The 20,583-nt window shown below is 43.2% G+C and carries 20 protein-coding genes and 1 riboswitch; of the genes, 10 read left to right on the forward strand and 10 right to left on the reverse strand.

Annotated features, from left to right (window positions below):
* Nucleotides 1–63 precede the first annotated feature (63 nt).
* The 3 genes from infA to aat all read right to left on the reverse strand — a co-directional run bounded on the left by infA (nucleotide 64) and on the right by aat (nucleotide 1,769).
* Entirely contained in the window at nucleotides 64–282 is a 219-nt protein-coding gene (gene infA / locus R7190_RS04470) for a translation initiation factor IF-1 (protein ID WP_001040192.1), read from the reverse strand.
* 81 nt (nucleotides 283–363) lie between these two features.
* A complete protein-coding gene (locus R7190_RS04475; protein ID WP_186584393.1) occupies nucleotides 364–1,065 on the reverse strand; it encodes an arginyltransferase in 702 nt (233 codons plus the stop codon).
* Nucleotides 1,062–1,769, reverse strand: a complete 708-nt coding sequence (gene aat / locus R7190_RS04480) for a leucyl/phenylalanyl-tRNA--protein transferase (RefSeq protein ID WP_182038218.1) — start codon at nucleotides 1,767–1,769, stop codon at nucleotides 1,062–1,064. Before aat ends, R7190_RS04475 begins: the two co-directional genes overlap by 4 nt.
* A 39-nt stretch (nucleotides 1,770–1,808) precedes the next feature.
* Between aat and R7190_RS04485 the strand changes: the two genes are divergently transcribed.
* Both R7190_RS04485 and aroA read left to right on the forward strand, forming a co-directional pair.
* A complete protein-coding gene (locus tag R7190_RS04485; protein WP_005378348.1) occupies nucleotides 1,809–2,285 on the forward strand; it encodes a glycine zipper 2TM domain-containing protein in 477 nt (158 codons plus the stop codon).
* 290 nt (nucleotides 2,286–2,575) lie between these two features.
* Nucleotides 2,576–3,856 carry a 3-phosphoshikimate 1-carboxyvinyltransferase gene (gene aroA, locus R7190_RS04490; protein WP_005387883.1) on the forward strand — a complete coding sequence of 427 codons (1,281 nt, stop codon included), beginning with the start codon at nucleotides 2,576–2,578 and terminating at the stop codon, nucleotides 3,854–3,856.
* A gap of 63 nt (nucleotides 3,857–3,919) precedes the next feature.
* On the opposite strand, the gene R7190_RS04495 is transcribed toward aroA, so the two are convergent.
* Complete coding sequence (locus R7190_RS04495; protein WP_005387884.1) at nucleotides 3,920–4,168, reverse strand: YciN family protein; 249 nt, start codon at nucleotides 4,166–4,168, stop codon at nucleotides 3,920–3,922.
* A gap of 434 nt (nucleotides 4,169–4,602) precedes the next feature.
* Here R7190_RS04495 and topA point away from each other — a divergent pair, with 434 nt between their 5' ends.
* From topA to R7190_RS04515, 4 genes are all read left to right on the forward strand, one after another.
* Entirely contained in the window at nucleotides 4,603–7,233 is a 2,631-nt protein-coding gene (gene topA / locus R7190_RS04500) for a type I DNA topoisomerase (protein ID WP_005378351.1), read from the forward strand.
* A 608-nt stretch (nucleotides 7,234–7,841) separates the two neighbouring features.
* Nucleotides 7,842–9,059: a glucose-1-phosphate adenylyltransferase gene (gene glgC / locus R7190_RS04505; RefSeq protein ID WP_017634726.1), complete on the forward strand. Its 1,218-nt coding sequence runs from the start codon at nucleotides 7,842–7,844 to the stop codon at nucleotides 9,057–9,059.
* Nucleotides 9,049–10,506, forward strand: coding sequence for a glycogen synthase GlgA (gene glgA / locus R7190_RS04510; RefSeq protein ID WP_186584392.1), 1,458 nt, complete (start codon nucleotides 9,049–9,051; stop codon nucleotides 10,504–10,506). The genes glgC and glgA overlap by 11 nt, the downstream gene beginning before the upstream one ends.
* Before the next feature lie 109 nt (nucleotides 10,507–10,615).
* Nucleotides 10,616–11,419, forward strand: a complete 804-nt coding sequence (locus R7190_RS04515; protein ID WP_017820032.1) for an alpha/beta fold hydrolase — start codon at nucleotides 10,616–10,618, stop codon at nucleotides 11,417–11,419.
* A 31-nt stretch (nucleotides 11,420–11,450) separates the two neighbouring features.
* Here R7190_RS04515 and R7190_RS04520 read toward each other — a convergent pair whose 3' ends face one another.
* From R7190_RS04520 to torD, 5 genes are all read right to left on the reverse strand, one after another.
* Complete coding sequence (locus R7190_RS04520) at nucleotides 11,451–11,771, reverse strand: DUF2007 domain-containing protein (protein ID WP_017820033.1); 321 nt, start codon at nucleotides 11,769–11,771, stop codon at nucleotides 11,451–11,453.
* Nucleotides 11,772–11,791: 20 nt separating this feature from the next.
* Entirely contained in the window at nucleotides 11,792–12,478 is a 687-nt protein-coding gene (locus R7190_RS04525) for a TVP38/TMEM64 family protein (RefSeq protein ID WP_005378366.1), read from the reverse strand.
* Between the two features lie 114 nt (nucleotides 12,479–12,592).
* The gene (locus R7190_RS04530; protein WP_005378367.1) at nucleotides 12,593–13,183 is read right to left on the reverse strand and encodes a TfoX/Sxy family DNA transformation protein; all 591 of its coding nucleotides are present in this window, start codon (nucleotides 13,181–13,183) and stop codon (nucleotides 12,593–12,595) included.
* A 116-nt stretch (nucleotides 13,184–13,299) separates the two neighbouring features.
* Nucleotides 13,300–13,389, reverse strand: a riboswitch (cyclic di-GMP riboswitch).
* 287 nt (nucleotides 13,390–13,676) lie between these two features.
* Complete coding sequence (purR, locus tag R7190_RS04535) at nucleotides 13,677–14,681, reverse strand: HTH-type transcriptional repressor PurR (protein ID WP_005378368.1); 1,005 nt, start codon at nucleotides 14,679–14,681, stop codon at nucleotides 13,677–13,679.
* 467 nt (nucleotides 14,682–15,148) lie between these two features.
* The gene (gene torD, locus R7190_RS04540) at nucleotides 15,149–15,796 is read right to left on the reverse strand and encodes a molecular chaperone TorD (protein WP_017820035.1); all 648 of its coding nucleotides are present in this window, start codon (nucleotides 15,794–15,796) and stop codon (nucleotides 15,149–15,151) included.
* A 266-nt stretch (nucleotides 15,797–16,062) separates the two neighbouring features.
* On the opposite strand from torD, the gene torR reads away from it, so the two are divergent.
* On the forward strand, nucleotides 16,063–16,773 hold the full coding sequence (gene torR, locus R7190_RS04545; protein ID WP_005378370.1) for a two-component system response regulator TorR: 711 nt from the start codon (nucleotides 16,063–16,065) through the stop codon (nucleotides 16,771–16,773).
* Between the two features lie 71 nt (nucleotides 16,774–16,844).
* On the opposite strand, the gene elyC is transcribed toward torR, so the two are convergent.
* Nucleotides 16,845–17,630: an envelope biogenesis factor ElyC gene (gene elyC / locus R7190_RS04550; RefSeq protein ID WP_005387893.1), complete on the reverse strand. Its 786-nt coding sequence runs from the start codon at nucleotides 17,628–17,630 to the stop codon at nucleotides 16,845–16,847.
* Nucleotides 17,631–17,744: 114 nt separating this feature from the next.
* On the opposite strand from elyC, the gene cmoM reads away from it, so the two are divergent.
* Genes cmoM through mukE form a run of 3 tightly spaced genes read left to right on the forward strand, consistent with a single transcriptional unit; the run spans nucleotide 17,745 to nucleotide 20,582 of the window.
* Nucleotides 17,745–18,536, forward strand: coding sequence for a tRNA uridine 5-oxyacetic acid(34) methyltransferase CmoM (cmoM, locus tag R7190_RS04555; RefSeq protein WP_065275056.1), 792 nt, complete (start codon nucleotides 17,745–17,747; stop codon nucleotides 18,534–18,536).
* A 2-nt stretch (nucleotides 18,537–18,538) separates the two neighbouring features.
* Nucleotides 18,539–19,876: a chromosome partition protein MukF gene (gene mukF / locus R7190_RS04560; RefSeq protein ID WP_017634722.1), complete on the forward strand. Its 1,338-nt coding sequence runs from the start codon at nucleotides 18,539–18,541 to the stop codon at nucleotides 19,874–19,876.
* Nucleotides 19,857–20,582 (forward strand): chromosome partition protein MukE, encoded by a 726-nt coding sequence (gene mukE / locus R7190_RS04565; protein WP_005378379.1) that lies wholly within the window; start codon nucleotides 19,857–19,859, stop codon nucleotides 20,580–20,582. Before mukF ends, mukE begins: the two co-directional genes overlap by 20 nt.
* Nucleotide 20,583 lies beyond the last annotated feature (1 nt).

A 20,583-nucleotide genomic window follows, 5' to 3' on the forward strand; every position in this document is an offset into this window, starting at 1 on the left:
AAAATTGTGCAATAAAAAACGGAGCAGCTTGCTCCGTTTTTTATTGCATCCGAAAATCAGAGATTAACGAGCGCGGAAGACGATGCGGCCTTTTGACAGGTCGTATGGAGTCATCTCTACAGTTACTTTGTCACCCGTTAGGATACGGATGTAGTTCTTACGCATCTTGCCAGAGATGTGAGCAGTCACAACGTGACCGTTTTCAAGTTCAACACGGAACATAGTGTTTGGTAGAGTGTCAAGGACTGTGCCTTGCATCTCGATTACGTCTTCTTTAGCCATTTAATCCTCTTTAGAAATTAGGCAATATTAGCGGGCTATATTCTGCCGCTAAATAGTAATTATGTAAAGTTGAGGCGTATTCTACCCTCGCCAACGCTGATTTACTAGCCTTTGGTGGCGTTGAAAGCGTGTTTTGTAGCTCATTGCTGGGCACTCATCAATCTGATATCCCAAATATAGCCACTGTTGTTTGTTTTCTTGGCAGTATTTAATTTGATAAAGCACTGCTAACGTGCCAAGAGATAACTCGTAGTCAGGGTCAAAGAAAGTATAAAAAGCACTCGAGCATTGTGGCATCAAATCTGTCACTGCAATGGCGAGCAATTGATCTGATTCATCGTAAATGTGTAAAAACGACGTTGTCAGCCAGCTGGTTTGAGCAAATCGAGCAAACTCATCACGCTTTGGTGGGTACATAGTGCCGTTTTTATGCCGTTTGCAGATGTACCGACTGTAAAGCTCAAACCATTCCTCATCCATTTCAGGTTTCATTTCCCAGCGTACAGACTGTGCTTTATTAAGCAGCCTCTTCTGATTTTTTGATAGTCTAACGTCTGGAATCGAGACTCGAATTGGCTGGCAAGCGGTGCAATGCTCGCAATGCGGTTTATATATGGTATCTCCGCTACGACGAAAACCGTTAGCCATGAGCAACTGGTAATTTTCTTCAGTATGCAGCCTTTCATCAAGCGCCACCGCAACCCGCTCTTGCCGTTCAGGCAAATAACTACAAGGGTGATTATTCGTCAACCCTATTCGAATATGTTGTATATCCGTACTCATACTGAATCCTGCAAAACTTGGGGCTGATAGGCATCAAATAGTGTTTGCTTTTCTCTTAAAGATAGTAGTTTTTGCATAAATTCGTCACGCTCAAGTTCAAATGCGCCAAGTGATGCCAAGTGAGAATTCATAACTTGGCAATCGATTAATTGACCTTGCTTTGACGCCAAATGGTTGCATAAGTACCACAATGCAATTTTGGATGCGTTATCTTTTAGACTAAACATCGACTCTCCGCAAAAAAGTTGGCCCACGCAGATGCCATATAGTCCGCCAATCAGGTTGTTGTCATGCCATACTTCTACAGAGTGACAGTGACCAAGTTTGGCTAACTCAATGTAGGAAGCTTGCATTTCCTCGTTGAGCCATGTTTCCTCTACAGGGCGTGTTGAAGAACATAGTCTAATCACTTCTTCTGTCGCGAAATTGAGTGTTACTTTATAGTTATGTTTACGCTGAAATTTTTTGAGACTTTTAGATGGCTTAAACTGCAATGGGTCAAACACAGCGCGCGGAGAAGGGCTCCACCATAAAATAGGTTCACCAGGACCATACCAAGGGAAAATGCCTTGATAGTAACCATTGAGGATTCTCATGGGGTTTAAGTCACCACCAAAAGCCAGCAAACCATTGGGGTCGCTGAGTGCTTTATAGGGTGAGGGAAAGTTGAACGTTTCATCGAGTTCAGTTAAATAAATAGCCATAAGAAGTCGTTACCAACATTGGAGTCAGAGGAGTTTATGATGACCTGGTTAAGAAATATCGTAAAAGTATGGCTTGGGATCATACTGTTTTTACCACTTGTCGCCAACGCAGCCTATGAAAGAAATGTTGCCAAGCCAGTTAATGAAGTAGTTTACGGGAAGATTGACTCTGTCCGTTATATTACTCAACAAGAGGTTGTTCAATCGAAAAGTAACGGTTGGAAGACACTACTTGGTGCCACTATCGGTGGTTTAGTCGGTAATCAATTTGGTGGCGGTACGGGAAGAGAAGTCGCGACGGCAGTGGGTGCGCTTGCAGGTGCCGCAGTTGCTCAAAACCAAAGTAATTACCAATACACGGTTGAATATAAGTTAGTTGAGCTACTCATCAAAGTGAAGGGTGATAAGCTAATTAATGTCATCCAAGATGTTGATAAAAATATGTTATTTAGTCGAGGGGATGAAGTTCGTATCTTATATTTTGATGATGGAGTCAGGGTTGATATCACTTATTAACCCTAGGTTGTTTTAGCCTAACGAAGCTTAATCAGGCATGTACAGTCGGGCTGGCTTATCGTCAAATAAAGTCGAAATAGTTTGCTGTTTCGCCGTACTTCTTTCGCTCTTATTTACATCGCTGGCAATGCCTTTAATTCTGTATCTTTAGGCTGCTTGAGGATATTCATAAATTAGCGCCGATTTACTCTGGTTTTGTCGTGTTTTTTTGGGTAGTCTGAATTCACGAAGAATTGTTTAGCCCTCATAAAAAATCGTGTGTTGAGGGCACAAAGGATTATCAACTTTTAATGGAAAGCCTAACGTTACAACCTATCAATAAAATTCAAGGGGAAGTGAACCTTCCTGGCTCTAAAAGCGTTTCTAATCGAGCTCTTTTACTTGCTGCTCTTGCTAAAGGCAGAACTCGCCTTACTAATCTCCTCGACAGTGATGATATCCGTCATATGCTGAATGCGCTGACTAAACTAGGCGTTCAATACCAACTTTCCGAAGATAAAACAGAATGTCTCGTTGAAGGCCTTGGGCGTCCGTTTTCTGTCTCAGAGCCGGTAGAGTTATTTCTCGGCAATGCTGGCACTGCGATGCGACCATTAGCTGCGGCTCTTTGTCTTGGAGAAGGGGAGTATGTACTGACGGGCGAACCTCGTATGAAAGAGCGTCCAATTGGTCACCTTGTCACGGCACTGAAAGATGCTGGTGCGAACGTTGAGTACATGGAAAACGAGAACTTTCCGCCTCTCAAAATAATTGGTACTGGCCTAAAAGCAGGTACAGTTTCTATTGATGGGTCCATTTCAAGTCAGTTCTTGACCGCTTTCTTAATGTCTGCGCCATTGGCTGAAGGTGAAATTCGCATCAACATCGAAGGCGATTTGGTTTCTAAGCCTTATATCGATATCACCCTGCATATCATGAAGCAGTTTGGAGTCGATGTGATCAACAACGACTATCAAGAGTTTGTGATCCCAGCCGGTCAGCAATACATCGCTCCAGGTGATTTCTTGGTTGAAGGTGACGCGTCTTCTGCTTCTTACTTCTTGGCGGCGGCAGCCATCAAAGGTGGAGAAGTTAAAGTAACGGGTATCGGTAAAAACAGCATTCAAGGTGATATTCAATTTGCTGATGCGCTTGAAAAAATGGGTGCAGAAATTGAATGGGGTGATGACTACGTAATTTCACGTGTTGGTCAATTAAAAGGCATTGATATGGATTACAACCATATCCCTGATGCTGCAATGACCATCGCGACAACAGCGTTATTTGCCGAAGGCACTACCGCTATTCGTAACGTTTATAACTGGCGTGTAAAAGAAACAGACCGTTTGTCAGCTATGGCGACTGAGTTACGTAAAGTTGGTGCGGAAGTGGAAGAAGGGGAAGACTACATCATCGTCAAACCTGTTTCTCAGTTAAAGCATGCAGCGATTGATACTTACGATGATCATCGTATGGCGATGTGTTTTTCGCTGGTGGCACTTAGTGATACGCCTGTGACGATTAACGATCCAAAGTGTACGTCGAAAACGTTCCCTGACTACTTCGACAAACTTAAGGCTTTAAGTTGCTAAATATTCTGACCTAAAACAGGAAAGCCAGAGTGAATAACACTCTGGCTTTTTTGTTTCCCAATACTATTTAACCAGCGTAAATTCCTTAGAAAGGTGATGCGCTAAGTATTTGAACATATTGAATACTGCAGTCGTATTTGAAGTTGGTAAACCTTTGTCATCAAGGAAGTATTCACCTTTAAAAACTAAAACACCTTCTTTTTCTTCTACGCTTGTTGCTCGCATCCCCTCGATGTAATCATCGTGCTCTTGGATGATTTGGTTAGCGATCAAAAGAAGGTCGAACTCTTCGATAAACGTTCTATCAGACATATTCTTTCTACCATCCTATTCAGTTAAGAACGCTGAGTATACCTACAACTAAAATGGGTTTGCATGATTAATTCAGTCAATCGTTCAGTAAGACTAAACAGATCAATTTTTAGAGTATAAGCATGATGCGGAGGAAGATGGCAGAGCATTGAACCAAACTATTTTGTGATGGGTAACAAAATTTATTGCATTGGATTAGCGGATGCTAAGTTTGCCTGTTTAGATATGCCGCTCAATACCTTTCAGAACCCTGTCTCTTTGAAGTATAAAGACGATGAATTGTCAACCAATCGGATCTGAATTTCAAAAAAGCAGTTGATCTTCTTTTCATCTCGCACAATAGTAAAAAAAGAAGCAATGAAATAGAACATTATGCGGGTGGCCTTTAAACAAGGTTTCTACCCGCATTATTATGAAGGACGTTAGAGTCAGTTATGGGTAAATCACTCGTTATAGTGGAGTCACCAGCCAAGGCAAAGACGATAAATAAGTACCTTGGTAAAGACTTTATTGTTAAGTCTAGTGTTGGTCATGTGCGTGATCTGCCTACGGCCGGTCAAAGCACTGGTGAGAAAAAAGCCGCAGCCATCTCAACTAAAGGGATGAGTCCGGAAGAGAAAGCGCGCGTTAAAAAAGAGAAAGACCGCAAAGCGTTGATCAAAAAGATGGGGATTAACCCATATCATGACTGGGAAGCGAATTACCAAATCCTTCCAGGCAAAGAAAAAGTTGTCAACGAACTACAAAAACTCGCCAAAGACGCAGATTGCGTTTATCTCGCAACCGATTTGGACCGCGAAGGAGAAGCAATCGCATGGCACCTTCGTGAGATCATCGGTGGCGATGAAGAGCGATACAAACGTGTAGTTTTTAACGAAATTACGAAAAACGCGATCCAACAAGCTTTCCAGACACCTGGCGAGCTGAACATGGATGGTGTAAATGCCCAACAAGCACGTCGCTTCATGGACCGTGTCGTTGGTTTTATGGTTTCACCTTTACTTTGGAAAAAAGTGGCTCGTGGTTTATCTGCTGGTCGCGTGCAGTCTGTTGCGGTGAAACTGTTAGTTGAGCGCGAGCGTGAGATTAACGCGTTTGTACCAGAAGAATTCTGGGACATTCATGCGAATACGAAAACGAAAGACAAAGCGGACTTTAAACTGCTTGTTGCTCAGAAAGACGGTTCTGCGTTTAAGCCAGTTAATGAGGCAGAAACCAAAGCAGCGATGTCTGTACTTGAGAATGCAAGTTACGAAGTATGTAAGCGTGAAGACCGTCCTACAAAGAGCAAGCCTTCAGCACCTTACATCACCTCTACGCTTCAACAGGCAGCGAGTACACGTCTGGGCTACGGCGTGAAAAAGACCATGATGCTAGCTCAGCGCCTCTATGAGGCCGGTTACATCACTTACATGCGTACTGACTCGACTAACCTAAGTGCCGAGGCTGTGGACGCTGTACGTGACTTTATTGGTTCTGAGTTTGGTGATAAGTACCTGCCAGCGAAACCATTGACGTACGGTAGCAAAGAAGGGGCACAGGAAGCGCACGAAGCGATCCGTCCTTCAAATGTGGGTGTTAAGGCGGAAGACCTGCAAGGTGTCGATGCTGATGCGCACAAACTTTATGCTTTGATTTGGAATCAGTTTGTAGCGTGTCAAATGACGCCAGCAGAATACGATTCAACAACCATCAGCGTAAAAGCGGCAGAATACACGCTTAAAGCGAAAGGTCGTATCCTTAAATTTGACGGCTGGACTCGTGTACAGCGTCCAATGGGCAAAAACGAGGATACAATCCTTCCTGCGGTACAACTTGGCGATAAGCTAAGCTTAGAGTCACTTGACCCTAAACAGCACTTTACAAAGCCACCTGCGCGCTACACTGAAGCAGCACTGGTTAAAGAGCTAGAGAAACGAGGTATTGGTCGTCCGTCGACTTACGCATCGATCATTTCTACGATTCAAGATCGTGGCTACGTGAAAGTTGATCAGCGCCGTTTCTACGCTGAAAAAATGGGTGAAATTGTTACTGACCGCCTTGATGACAGCTTTAACGATTTGATGAACTACGACTTTACTGCGCGTATGGAACAGAAATTGGACCAAATCGCTGAAGGTGAAGTGAACTGGAAAGCTGTGTTAGACAACTTCTTTGCTGATTTTACTGGCGATCTTGAAAAAGCGGAGCTGGATGAGTCAGAAGGCGGTATGAAGTTAAACCACATCGTCATGACAGATATCGAGTGTCCGACGTGTAGCCGTCCAATGGGCATCCGTACTGCTTCAACAGGTGTGTTCTTAGGCTGTTCAGGTTACGCGTTACCACCAAAAGAGCGTTGTAAGACAACCATCAACTTGGGTGACGAAGAAGGTATTATTAACGTTCTAGAAGAAGACGTTGAAACCGCAGCTCTTCGTGCTAAAAAGCGTTGTCCGATCTGTGAAACAGCGATGGACGCATACCTGATTGATGACAAGCGTAAGATGCATGTTTGTGGTAATAACCCGAACTGTGAAGGCTACCTTGTTGAATACGGCGAGTTCAAAGTAAAAGGCTACGATGGTCCAGTTGTTGAATGTGACAAATGTGGCTCTGATATGGTGCTTAAGAACGGTCGCTTTGGTAAATACATGGATTGTACGAGCGAAACGTGCAAGAACACTCGTAAGATCTTGAAGAATGGCGAAGTCGCGCCCCCGAAAGAAGATCCTGTTCATTTCCCCGAGTTGCCATGTGAAAACTCAGATGCGTATTTCGTACTTCGTGATGGTGCTTCAGGTCTATTTATGGCGGCAAGCAACTTCCCGAAATCGCGCGAGACACGTGCTCCTTTGGTTGCTGAACTGGCACGTTTTGAAGAGCGTTTACCTGAGAAGTTCAAATACCTAGCGACCGCACCGCAAGAAGATCCTGATGGTCGTCCTGCAGTTGTACGCTTTAGTCGCAAAACAAAAGAGAACTACGTTCGTTCGGAAGAGAATGGCAAACCATCTGGTTGGACAGCGCTCTTTGTTGACGGTAAGTGGGAAGTCACTGATAAGCGTAAAAAAGCGAAAGCATAAAAACGTACGATCTAAGTAATGTAAAAAGGCAGCGATATCGCTGCCTTTTTTGCGTTTTGTTTTTGCGTAAAGGCCACTGTGTTGTTCGTATAGATCTTTGCTGCTTTGACTGAGTTTTGCTGACGCGAGAAGATCCCAGTATCAATATTTCGTAGTCGCTGATGTATTTTTTATGTAAAAAATATTCGTTGTAACTTTCATTTTGCATTCACATATTTGTTATACATTGGGCTAAAAAATCGGCGGTGTAGTGAATCCGTTCGTAAATTGTTTTCACAATGTAATCGTTTGCTTTTCCATGTGTGATCTAGATATCGTCTTGAGTACGCAAGAGCTGTATGGTACACAGAATGGCGTATTAAAAATTGTAATTTAGAACCCGCTTAGATAATTTATTACAAAAATTAGTGCAACTGTGTGCATTGTTTGCGTCAAAAAATAAGGAAAGAGTGGACGTTGCATACTGGAAGTGCCGTAGCTTTTTTATCCGTGTTGTAAGAGTTCACAGAAACTCAGAGACGGTTGCTAAATGTATTCGCTTGACTCCCCGAGTATGACTCATTCAAGCGAGTACCAAATCCAAGCTATAACGATATGGAGAACAACAAATGGCTGGTGTTTTGGGAATGATTCTTGCTGGCGGTGAAGGCTCTCGTTTGAGACCTTTAACGGAATCTCGCAGTAAACCTTCGGTACCGTTTGGTGGTAGTTATCGATTGATCGATTTTGCTCTAAACAATTTTGTTAATGCGGATCTGATGCGCATTTACGTCCTAACCCAATTTAAATCTCAATCTTTATTCCATCACTTAAAAAAGGGGTGGAACATCAACGGCATTACAGACCGCTTTATCGATCCTATTCCCGCTCAAATGCGTACTGGTAAACGTTGGTACGAAGGGACGGCGGACGCGATCTATCAAAACCTGCGTTTTATGGAGTTAGAGGAACCAGAGCAAGTTTGTATTTTTGGCTCTGACCATATCTATAAGATGGATATCAAACAAATGCTGAACTTCCACTCAGAAAAGCAGGCTTCTCTGACGGTATCTGCATTGCGCATGCCACTAAAAGAGGCGTCGCAATTTGGGGTTATCGAAGTGGATAGCGAAGGCCGTATGATTGGCTTTGAAGAAAAACCAGCAAATCCGAAGTCGATTCCTGGTGACCCTGATTACGCTTTAGTTTCAATGGGTAACTATGTTTTTGAAGCTCAGGTACTGTTCTCAGAGTTGGTCGAAGATGCGGATAATGAAGCTTCATCACATGATTTTGGAAAGGACATCATTCCAAAGATGTTCCCTAGAGGTGATGTGTTCGTGTATGACTTCAGTACCAACAAAATCAGTGGCGAAAAAGAAGAGGTGTACTGGCGTGATGTCGGAACTATTGATGCGTACTGGCAAGCGCATATGGATCTGCTAGAAAAAGATGCACCATTTTCGCTGTACAACCGTAAATGGCCATTGCATACCTACTACCCACCATTGCCACCTGCGACATTTACCGACTCTGATAATGGTCGTGTGCAGATAATCGATAGTTTAGTGTGTAATGGCAGCTATGTTAGAGGCTCAAGAATCGAAAAGTCGGTGCTTGGTTTTCGCAGTAATATTGCTTCTGCTTGCGATATCAGCGAATGTATACTTCTTGGTGACGTAAAAATTGGCGAAGGATGTGTTTTACGTCGTGTGATTGTCGACAAGGATGCCGATATTGCTCCTGGTACTCAGATTGGTGTGAATCTTCAAGAAGATAAAAAACACTTCCACGTGTCTGAGGAGGGCATTGTTGTTATTCCGAAAGGGGCTCGAGTTGGCTACTAACTACTTATCTATTCTGTTTGTAGCTTCTGAGGTTGAAGGCCTCATTAAAAGTGGTGGCTTGGCAGATGTTGCCAAGGCACTACCGGAAGCCCTTCAAAACCTACAGCAAGACGTAAGAATTACCATCCCTGCGTACAGCAGTATTGATAAACTCGCAGACGCAGAAGTTGTATTAGAAACAGAATTAACATCATGGCCGCATACGGAGTATCGAGTTTTGCGGCTCATGTTAGGTCAAAATCCTGTTTACCTGATTGATTGTCCGCCGTATTTCAATCGACCATCAATGTATGCGGAGAACAACCAAGCGTATACTGATAACGGCGAGCGCTTTGCGTTTTTTAGTGCAGCATGTCTCGACATGTTACCCAAGCTCGCCTTTCAACCTAATATCATACACGCGAACGATTGGCACACAGGTCTTGTTCCATTTTTGCTCAAGCACAGGTATGGCAATGATCCGTTTTTTGCTCATACTAAAAGCGTCATTTCAATTCACAATGCGGTCTTTAAAGGAGTATTTAGTTATGAAGACGTGCAGTGTTTGCCAGAGTTTCATTGTAGAAACGTTCCCGATGCTGCGGTGAGTGCAACACATATTACGATGCTTAAAGCTGGTGTAATGAATGCAGATAAGATAAACGCGGTTAGTCCTACGTACGCAGAGGAACTAAAAACAGAGCTTGGCAGTCACGGCATGGCTTGGGAGTTTCAGCAACGCGCGCAGGACTTAGTTGGTATTTTGAACGGTTGTGATTACAGCGCTTGGAATCCGGAAACTGATACCTACTTGCCGGTTAATTACTGCGCCGACCAGCAAAGTATGTCGCAAGGGAAGAAAGCTTGTAAAAAAGCATTACAACAACGACTAAATTTGCCCGAAAAAAATGTAGCTATGTTCGGTATGGTTTGTCGGTTGACCCAGCAGAAAGGCGTTCATTACTTGTTGCCTGCTTTGGCCGATTTTTTGAAGCACGATGTTCAGCTAGTTGTCGTTGGGACCGGAGACCCTGTTCTTGCAGCTCAGCTACGAGAGGTTGCCGCGCAGTTTTCTAGCAAATTTGCCTTTGTAGAAGCGTATGACAATGAACTTGCGCATATCGTTGAAGCTGGTTCTGATTTCTTCTTGATGCCTTCTGAGTTTGAACCATGTGGCTTAAACCAAATCTATAGTATGGCTTATGGGACATTACCGATAGTACGCGGTGTTGGTGGCTTAAAGGACAGCGTTAGCGATTATGATGTAAACCCATCTGAAGCAACGGGGTTTGTTTTTTTCGAACCGACACCGCAGGCATTGTTGTTAACGATGCTAAGGGCACTGTTGCTCTACGCTCAAAACGAGCCTGAAGTGAATAAAGTACAGTTGCACGCGATGCAACAAGACTTTTGTTGGCAAAAGGCCGCAGAATCTTATTTGCAGCTTTACCACTCAGCGTTAGTTTGACTTAAAATTGTAACGAAAGGCACCGAATGAGGTGCCTTTATTATCTTGAGTAAGGGGAGTGTGGTAGGATGGCTTTTTACTCAATAGCACGATCTTTTTGATACTCAATATGACCCAGCCGCTACTTTTTCATAAAACCTATTTGCACCCTACTAGTAATGAGTGGGTTGTATTTGTGCACGGTGCTGGTGGTAGCTCTTCTATCTGGTTCAAGCAAATTAAAGCTTACAAGCAACACTTTAACTTATTGCTGATCGATTTAAGAGGGCATGGAAAGTCAAATCAGTTACTTAAAGAGCTCATTGCTAGCCGTTATACCTTTACGGAAGTTACCCAAGATATTTTGAAAGTATTGGACCATTTAAAGATCCAATCCGCTCATTTTGTCGGTATGTCGCTTGGTACTATTATTGTTCGAAACCTTGCTGAATTGTCATCAGAGCGCGTACGTTCGATGGTGCTCGGCGGTGCTGTCACAAGGCTTAACACTCGTTCTCAGATATTGGTGAAATTAGGTAATTTTTGTAAGCATATCCTACCGTACATGTGGCTCTACAAACTGTTCGCTTATATTGTTATGCCTCAAAGAAGCCAACGAGAATCTCGCCACCTTTTTATTCGCGAAGCCAAGAAGCTTTGCCAAAAAGAATTTAAACGTTGGTTTATTCTTGCCGCTGATGTAAATCCGTTAATGAAATATTTTAAAGATCGAGAGTTACCCATTCCGACTCTTTACTTAATGGGCGACAGGGATTACATGTTTATTAAACCTGTCAAAGAAATGGTTGCAGCACATAAGCTCAGCATTCTACGAGAAATCCCGAATTGTGGTCATGTATGCAATGTAGAGCGTCCAGAAGACTTCAATCAACACTCCATCGAGTTTATTAAACAGCAAGCTGTATGTGCTTAAAACTGAGTGCATCCACTGAATAGGAGAGCCGCTATAGCTCTCCTAGTTGATATCCACATTGCCAACATGCACCAAATTGCCCTTCGTTTATTTCATGACATTTTGGGCATTGCCAATCTTGATACTCATGCCTATCGGATTGTTTTCGATATGCTTTTACTATTTCTTCAGCTTTCATCTTTTGTGCCGTGTCAAAAAGCCACACATAAGGATCGGTATCATCACCAAACGGCAGTTCTCCTTTTAGGCCGAAAATACCTTCTCCGCGAACTTCACAGTAAATTTGTTCCACTTTAAGCAGCTCACATACAATGTGTGCTTCTGCTGGGTTTTTAGCGATAAATATTTTCATCAAAATACCCACTTCACCAATTACGAGTTTTGCTGACTTGGTGTCGGCCTTACTTTATTCATAACCCATTTAGTGATGATTGGAAATAGTCCCAATAGCGCAAAAGACGCTAATACTGCGGGTGAAACAATGCCCGATAGGCTTTCAATTGTTGCTAATTGAGTACCTGCATTCAGATATACGGCTGTGCCTGGCAGCATACCTATTTGGCTAGTGAGATAAAATCGACCTACAGACATCGGTGTTAAGCCCATCAGTAAGTTGATTAGAAAGAAAGGGAATACAGGGATTAGACGCAAGGAAAATAGATAAAAAGCTCCGTCTTTTTCGACACCTTGATTAATTGCGTTGAGTTTATTTCCGAATTTGTTTTGTACCCAGTCACGCAATAAGTATCGGCTGCTCAAGAAGGCCAGTGTTGCCCCCATAGTGCTAGCGAAAGAAACCAGTAGCAAGCTTGTCCAAAAACCAAATAAGGCTGCACCAAGTAAGGTGACTACTGCCGCTCCTGGGATAGAAAAAGCGGTAATTGCAATGTAGGTAAAAAAGTAAATCGCAGCCGAGAATACAAAATTCTGATCGATGTATGTAGTTAGTGCTTCTTGTTGGGCTTTTGCATTCTCTAAGGTTAAATACTGGCCAAAGTTAATACCTAAAAAGACGATAGCCGCTAGTAGGATGAGACCTAATATCAGTTTCTTATTCATAATTTTGATTCCAATTTGGGATATATGTAATAAGACAGTAGGAAAACCGAAAAAATTTCACAAAAAAACCGCAGATTAGACTGCGGTTTTACAAGATAGTTTTTAGGCCGACTTTTATTGGAGGCCGTTCATCAACTCATCTCGGCGAGCTTGAGGTACCACACTCCAATGAGTGCCGTTGATAGCACCTTCTAGTGCCCATAGCAACTCAATGTTGACGGTTGCAGAGTGCGTATCTCTTATCGCTTTATAGGCGTTAAGCGCACCTTCCTCTTCAAGCTTCTCTACGGATTCGATGCCGGCTTTTTTTAGCATGCGCTCGGTAGCCAGTCGTAAGTTAGGCAAATCTTTCAAACGGTTAGGTTTTGTACTTGCTTGCTGTTCTTTCTCAAGCTTTGCCTTTTTCAATGATTGATTCGCTACTTCGATTAAGCGTTCGCTTGATTCCCATAAATCGCTGGAAATAGCGTAGTACTTTGTAACGACTGGAAAGCCACGTTTTTTATAAACGTAAGGCTTTAGCCCTTGTTTCTCGAAGTCAGATGAAGTTTTTTGGTCTGCTCTGATATGAAGCTGATTGTTTACCACTAGTGCAAACATTGTTTCATCAGCGAATAGTCCGAAGCCACCAAACATTGAGCGCGACTTGATATTACCAAGTGCCTCAAATAGCTTCATAGAGTCTTTGAGTATCGGTTTATCCATGTTTTGTTATCTCGGTGTAATTAATATTACGCCACCAAAAGTCAGGTCCGAGAGAGTAGCAAACATGCGTAAAAACAATGTCATTACAGAGTAAAGTCATTGCTTACACACTTGCCATCGGTAACCCCGCTACCTTCCATATCGTAATATGGTTCAGGCCGGAGGCTTTGCGTCCCACTCTTTCGAATGGTTTGCCCTGTGCGTGACACAATGAGCATACTTCTTATATTGAATTAACATCACGGTTTAGCGTTAAAAGTGTGATATCGGTTCAATAAAAATGATAGATTGAATGCTCTATTTTGCATATGGAAAGGTGCAAATTGGCCTTTGAAAAGGAGTTCTTAATATATATTACATTTATATAAAACAGGGAGTTAACGTTAGTCAATTGTTATTAGAGTGGTGTGAAGTATTAGAGAATGCTTAATTTTTCCAAAAAAATAAGCGCCCCTGTAGAGCGCTTATTTAACACGGTTAAATACAGTAAAATTTAGTTCATTTTTTTCACAGTATTTCGAATTACAAGCTCAGGTTGCATTTCGAAAATTCGTTTTTCGTGTTCTTTATCTTTGATACGCTCAAGTAGAATTTCGAATGCATTTTTACCAACACGACGTTTAGGTTGGTGGATAGTCGTTAGCGGTGGAGAGAAGTATTCTGCAAGCTCGATGTTGTCGTAGCCGATCACTGAAATATCTTCAGGAATTTTGATCCCGTTTTGTTGCAAGCGGCTCATTAGGCCTAGAGCCATTGTGTCGTTAAAACAGAATACCGCCGTCGGGCGCTTGTCCATTGCGGTAATTTTATCTGCAACTAATACGGCCGTATCACATTCAAAGTTACCTTCAAGGATCCAGTCTTCATTTACAGCTAGGTTCGCTTCGCTCATTGCGCGACGGAAACCTGCAATGCGCTCTTGGCAAGCAAGCTTTTCAAAATGACCGCTTAGACAAGCGATATCCGTATGACCATTGTCAATCAGATGTTTGGTCGCAATGTAGCCACCTTCTTCTGAGTTATCCATGATTTTGTCTGCTTGCGAGCTCTCTGGGCCCCAATCCATGACCACTTTAGGAATGTCCGCATGACGGTCAAGCATCTCTTTTAGTTCTTCGGTTAAGTCAGAACACATCACTAGGATGCCATCAACGCGCTTTTCAGCCAGCATACGAATGTAATCGCGTTGTTTTTCGTAAATCCCGCCTGTGTTACATAAAATCAGAGTATAGCCTTGGCGGTAACAGTAGCTCTCAACGCCATCAATCACTTCTGAGAAAAATAGGTTAGTTGATTGAGTTACTAACATGCCAATCGTACGAGTTGAGTTGCATTTTAGGCTGCGTGCAACGGCACTTGGCGCGTAATTCAGCTCGTCAACGGCTTTCATTACTTTTTCTTGCGTTGCTTCTGCAACGAAACGCGTTTTATTGATAACGTGCGAAACTGTCGTAGTGGAAACGCCGGCTAAGCGAGCAACGTCTTTTATCGTGGCCATAAATGGTGTCCTGTATCGAGCTACTGAAATATGTCGTATTGGATGTACCTGATGCTCTAATGGTTTCACACCTAGCAATATAAAATTGGCGCTAAGTGTCTCGGCAGCGGTTGATCCAAGTGCGACAAAAGGGTGCGTAGCAGCATCGGTCGATGAATTTTATCTTTTTTCTATCTGATGAGAAATTGCCATCAACCTGTTAAGAAAACACAAAAACCGCTATATTTCAGCGGTTTACATATAAATCATATTTAATCGTTTGCGCTCACATTTTAGCCCTATGTGGACTGACTAGCAATGTTTTCAGCACGAGATTTGTGTATTTGAAGTCACATTTTGACTGCTAAATAACCAAGCGTCTTTGCGCTAAGTTAAGGCAAACGAATATTATACCCAAGTTACTTACAATTGGTCACTTTCGGCATACAGGAAGCCCGATAGGCAGGCTCCCTAAAAATAGGCGGCAATTATTCACCAAGAAGGTAGGCGCTGTCTAGTTTACAAAATGCAACTAATAGTTTCGCGACACTCGAGTAAAATCCAAATTCGTCGAATTGTTTACATTTGTCTGAAAACTGAGGTAACCAAGACATCAATTGTTGCTGGATAAAGTCGTTTTGTTTAACGAAGGCTTCTTCCATGTGTTTTTCTTGTTCAAGCTCGTTTGAGCGGATAATCATGTTCCCGAGAAAGTCGAGCTCAACGGCTAAGTGATCCGCAGGTTCCTTTAGGTTTTCGTCTACTTGAACGCCAAATTCAGCCATCAACTTTTCCATTTCCTCAGCTGGCTTGTCATTCAGTAAACCTGATTCACCAATGTACATGGATGCGTAAGGAAGAGCGCCGTATTTTTCTGTCTTCAAAAACAGTTCACAAAAGTCAGCTGCAAGCTCTAGTTGTGCATCTTCACGATCTTGTAACCGATTCAATGCATCAACTAGGCTATCAACAGCTGGTTTCAGCGACTCATTTTCACCTAAACCTGCGAGAAAACTGCGAATTTCAACACTGTGATAGGCTTCCAATTCTTTCTCTGTTAGTTCTTTTGCGAACAAGCTCGAAAACCACCAGTAAATTTCAGCGCGTTTTTCATTAAAAGCTTTCACTTCTTGCATTTTGGGCTCCTGAATGATGCTTCAAGTCATGCATCACAAAGTCAATTAGGGATATCCCCTAAGTGTAATCAATTAAAATGAATAGCAGTAACTATAATTGTTATGTTTTATGGTCAAAAATGACCGTTTATTAATAGCAATGGGCAAGCTTGTTTTGAATCAATAAAAACGCTAAATCTTGCGTTTTAATGTATCTATGACTAGAAATGTTACTAGTTATGAATAGAATACGTCTTGGATAATAAGAAGACAGAAAAGTGGTGTAAATGAGCTATCACGTATTAGTCGTAGAAGATGATGTTGTAACTCGTAGTAAGCTTGCGGGATATTTCCAAAATGAGGGCTACCAAGTCAGCGAAGCAGAGAGTGGCGCGGAAATGCGTGAAGTTTTGCAAGCGGGCGATGTAGACCTGATCATGCTGGATATTAACTTGCCTGGTGAAGACGGCCTGATGCTTACTCGTGAGTTACGTAGCCAATCGGATATTGGTATCATATTAGTAACAGGACGCACGGATAGCATTGATAAAATCGTAGGCCTAGAAATGGGTGCTGACGATTATGTGACAAAACCTTTTGAACTGAGAGAGCTGTTAGTTCGCGTTAAAAACTTGCTGTGGCGTATTTCAGCAGCGCGTAGTGGCAGCTCGAAAGCGAATGAAACCAGTGAAGAGCACATTGTGCGCTTTGGGGAGTGGACATTCGACATTCAACGTCGCGCACTTAGCCGCAACGGTGAGCCAGTAAAACTAACTAAAGCAGAGTATGAACTTTTGGTGGCATTATCGTCTTACCCTAACCAGGTGTTAAGTCGTGAGCGTATTTTGAACATGATCAGCCATCGAGTGGATGCGCCGAATGACCGCACCATTGATGTTCTTATTCGACGTATGCGCGCAAAAATGGAGTTCGATCCTAAGAACCCACAGATTTTTGTAACGGTGCACGGCGAAGGCTATATGTTTGCTGGTGACTAGTTTGAACATAACTCAATCGTAAAAAGAAAAGGAGAGCTTCGGCTCTCCTTTTTTGTGGCTTCAAGATAATACTAGTTTGCTTCAACCATTGGTGTTTGGCCGACAGTATCACGCAACCTTTGCCAAATACTGCCCAAGTACTCATGCCAATAAAGCTCTGTTTGTTCTAAGTAACGCGCTTTAGGTGAGTATTTATCCCAAGGTTGACTTATCTCGCTAATAGCTAAGAAGTTGGTCGGGGCTGGGATTGGTTTAATGCCTGCTGCGTTGAACTCATACAATGCACGGCTCATGTGACTCGCAGAAGTGACTAACACAATCTCCTTTTGTTGGACGAATGCAGCCGCTTGACGCGCCTCTTCCCACGTATCTTTCGCATCTTCTAATAAAATGATATCGGATTTCGCGACTCCCAACGCAAGGGCAACGTTCGCCATCATTCGCGCGTGGCTAATTTCAGATCCGCCAGCATAGCCGGATAAGATTAATTTCGCGCCTGGATACATTCTTAAAATACGAATGCCCTCAGTTAAGCGCATTAATGCTGCACGGCTTAACTGCGAGGTGGGTGGAATTTCGTCATCGATAACATGACCATTCCCTAAAACCATCACGTAGTCGATGGTGCCAGAAACTGGCAAAAAGGCTTTATGCTCTCGTTCTAACGGCATAAGAAGCTTGGTTGAAACAGGTTGGAAGGCAACAAGAAAAATGCCAACAAAAGAGAATAGAACAACGAAGCAGCCAGTTTTACGTTTTGTAGTAAAACTAATGAGAGCAAGACCCAACAAGCCTATCAGCAGCAATGCCGGAAGGGGCATAAGCATGGCTGACACTACTTTTTTCAGCTCAAACATACATAAATAGTCCGAAAAAACATCAATTGATAATAAAAATGAGGGTATCCCTCTTTATTCCTGCTTTCCTTGTGCCAGAATAGCGGCACAATCCGTTATGATAACTCAGCAGAAGTGACAGAAGACCGCAATTTCGACGATATCGCCCACAAATTTGCAAAAAATATTTACGGCTCCGATAAAGGGGAGATCCGCCAAATCATTGTGTGGGAAGATTTTCTACAGATTCTAAGTGAATTAGATGCTGACCAGCAACCCCTAGAAGTGTTGGACGCTGGTGGTGGTTTGGCACAAATGTCGCAAAAGCTTGCTAAGCTCGGACATCGAATCGCTTTATGTGATCTATCTTCGGAAATGCTGCAGTTGGCTAAGCAGGATATTGAAAAAAACGGTTTGCTTGAGCAGTATCGCCTGATTCATTCGCCTGTCCAATCCATCGGTGAACATATGGATGGACGGGTCGATCTGGTTATGTTCCACGCTGTGATGGAGTGGCTGGTTGATCCTAAGGCCGCACTTGAAACAGTTCTAGAACAAGTAAAACCGGGAGGTATCGCATCAGTCATGTTCTACAACCACCACGGTTTAGTCTATAAAAACGTGGTTTGTGGCAACATTCCTCATATATTAGACGGCATGCCTCACCGAAAAAGATTTAAACTACAGCCGCAAAAAGGCTTAAAACCTGAAGAAGTCTACCAGTGGATAGAAAATTCAGGTTTTAATATTTGTGGCAAATCTGGTATTCGCTCATTTAGTGATTACATAGGCAATATGGAATACATGGGTGATTACGAGTTTGAAGATGTGTTGGCGCTAGAAAAACAACTTTGTCGACAAGAGCCATACCTCTCATTAGGCCGCTACATTCATGTGTGGGCTAAAAAGAACGATAAACAGGAATAACAATGAGTGAGATGACTCTCAATGCTGCAGAGCAACCAATCGATGAGCTGGTTGGCTGGGTTAAGCAGCACGATTTCTCGTTGAACCTGACCACAGAGCGATTGGCATTTTTGATAGCCATTGCCGTACTGAGTAATGAAAGGTTCGATGAAGAACTGGGTGAAGGTGAACTGCATGATGCATTTGCCATCGTCACTCGACTATTTGATGAGACCGGCGAAGCCTCCGCTTTTCGTGCGAACAATGCGATCAACGAGATGGTTAAGCAGCGTCTTATGAGCCGTTTTGTCAGTGAGATTACTGACGGAGCGAGCATTTACCGCTTGTCGCCATTAGCGATAGGAATAACCGACTACTACGTGCGTCACCGTGAGTTCTCAAAACTGCGTCTATCTATCCAGCTATCCATGGTAGCGGATGAAATGGCGAAAGCAATTGAGGCAGCACAAAAAGGTGGCACACCGGGTCACTGGAAGAAAAACGTATACGGTGTTTTAAAATATTCTGTAGGCGAAATCTTCGATCAAATTGATCTCAACCAACGTGTTATGGATGAGCAGCAACAGTCAGTGAAACAACAGATTGCTGACCTGCTTAACAAAGACTGGCGTGAAGCGATCAACAACTGTGAAGCACTTCTGTCAGAAACATCAAGCACGTTGCGTGAACTTCAAGATACGCTGCAAGCCGCCAGTGATGAACTGCAAACTCAGATCCTCGATATTCAAGAAATTGTTTACGGTGACCCTGAGCTGGAGTTTATCGAAGAAGCCTTGTTTGGTCTGCAAATGAAACTAGACCGAATCACAAGCTGGGGCCAGCAAGCGATCGACCTTTGGATTGGTTATGACCGACACGTGCATAAGTTTATTCGTACTGCAATCGATATGGATAAGAACCGTGCGTTTAGCTCGCGTCTGCGTCAATCCGTCAAAGATTACTTCGATGCGCCTTGGTATCTGACTTATGCAGATGCGGAGAGGCTTTCTGACCTTCGTGATGAGGCCCTAGTACTGCGTGATGACGAGGTAACGGGTCAAGTTCCGATGGAAGTAGAATACGAAGAGTTTCAACAAGTCAATGATGAGCTGTCTGAACGAATTGGTGACATGCTAAAAGCGCATAAAGATCAAGGCACACCAATCGACTTGAGTGTGGTACTGCGAGATTACCTTGCACAGCACCCTTACACTCATCATTTTGATTTAGCTCGCATTATCGTCGATCAAGCTGTACGTCTAGGGTATTCAGAATCGGATTACCAAGCGATTCAACCAGACTGGAAAGCAATCAACGAATTTGGGGCAAAGGTACAAGCGAATGTCATCGACCGATACTAATGAATACATGTCAGAGAATCTGGCAAAAGCAATTTCTAACCCTCTGTTCCCAGCGCTAGACAGCATGCTTCGAGCAGGGCGTCATATCTCAAGTGAAGATCTAGACAATCACGCGTTGTTGTCGGATTTCGAACTTGAGCTTTCTTCTTTCTACCAACGCTACAACACCGAATTGGTGAAAGCGCCAGAAGGTTTCTTCTACCTTCGTCCTCGTTCAACGTCTCTGATTGGCCGTAGTGTTCTTTCTGAACTGGATATGCTGGTGGGGAAGGTACTGTGTTTCCTTTACCTAAGCCCAGAGCGTCTTGCGCACGAAGGCATCTTTACTAACCAAGAGCTGTACGACGAACTGCTTGCTCTAGCAGACGAAAACAAGCTGATGAAGCTAGTGACGAACCGTGCGACTGGTTCTGACCTTGATAAAGAAAAGCTGTTTGAAAAAGTACGTACGTCACTTCGTCGTTTGCGTCGCCTAGGCATGATCATCAACATCGGTGAAACCGGTAAATTCAGCATCAGTGAAGCGGTATTCCGCTTTGGTGCCGATGTACGTATTGGCGATGACATGCGTGAAGCGCAGCTGCGTCTAATCCGTGATGGTGAAGCAGTAGTGCACACCAAAGAGCCAAGCCAAGGCAGCTTATTGTCTGAAGAAGATCAAGACGACCAAGCCCAAGAAGAAACAACAGAAGAGGGTGAAGCATGAG

The sequence above is a fragment of the Vibrio sp. 1078-1 genome (assembly GCF_033340475.1).